The organism is Streptomyces sp. BE20 (genome assembly GCF_036322525.1).
Lineage (GTDB): Bacteria > Actinomycetota > Actinomycetes > Streptomycetales > Streptomycetaceae > Kitasatospora.
This window is the reverse complement of sequence record NZ_JAQYWW010000185.1, coordinates 1-948: the sequence shown is the minus strand read 5'-3', so window position 1 is coordinate 948 and position 948 is coordinate 1. Positions and strand designations below refer to the sequence as shown.

General features: G+C 76.5%; 1 protein-coding gene. It reads left to right on the top strand.

Annotated elements, in window-relative coordinates; translation table 11 throughout:
* On the top strand, positions 1 to 948 hold a 948-nt coding region (locus PUR61_RS00810; RefSeq protein WP_329874558.1), incomplete at both ends, for a heavy metal translocating P-type ATPase.

Below are 948 nucleotides of genomic sequence, written 5' to 3'. Positions count from 1 at the left end.
GCGCCTCCGCCGTGGACGCCTCGATGCTGACCGGCGAGTCGGTTCCGGTCGAGGTCGCGGTCGGCGACGCCGTCACCGGCGCCACCGTCAACGCGGGCGGCCGGCTGGTGGTCGAGGCCACCCGGGTGGGCGCCGACACCCAGCTCTCCCGGATGGCCCGGCTGGTCGAGGACGCCCAGAACGGCAAGGCCGCCGCCCAGCGGCTCGCCGACCGGATCTCCGCCGTCTTCGTCCCGATCGTGATCGTCCTGGCCCTGGCCACCTTCGGCTACTGGCTCGGCACCGGCGAGGGCTGGACCGCGGCCTTCACCGCCGCGGTCGCCGTGCTGATCATCGCCTGCCCGTGCGCCCTCGGCCTGGCCACCCCGACCGCGCTGATGGTCGGCACCGGACGCGGAGCCCAGCTCGGCATCCTGATCAAGGGCCCTGAGGTGCTCGAATCCACCCGCAGGGTCGACACGATCGTGCTGGACAAGACCGGCACCGTCACCACCGGCCGGATGACCCTGCTCGCCGTCCGCACCGCGGAGGGCGTCACCGAGACCGAGGTCCTGCGGCTGGCCGGTGCGCTGGAGCACGCCTCCGAGCACCCGATCGCCGCCGCCGTCGCCGCGGCCGCCGCCGAGAAGGTGGGCCCGCTGCCCGCCGTCGAAGGGTTCGAGAACATCCCGGGGCTCGGCGTGCAGGGCGTCGTCGACGGCCACGCCGTGGTGGCCGGCCGGGAAGCCCTCCTGGCCGACTGGGCGCAGTACCTTCCGGCGCCGCTCGCCGAGGCCAAGCGCGCCGCCGAGGCGGCCGGCCGGACCGCCGTCGCGGTCGGCTGGGACGGCGCGGCCCGGGCCGTCCTGGAGGTCGCCGACGCGGTGCGGCCGACCAGCGCCGAGGCCGTCGCGCACCTGCGGGCGCTCGGTCTGCGGCCCGTCCTGCTCACCGGGGACAACCGGGCCG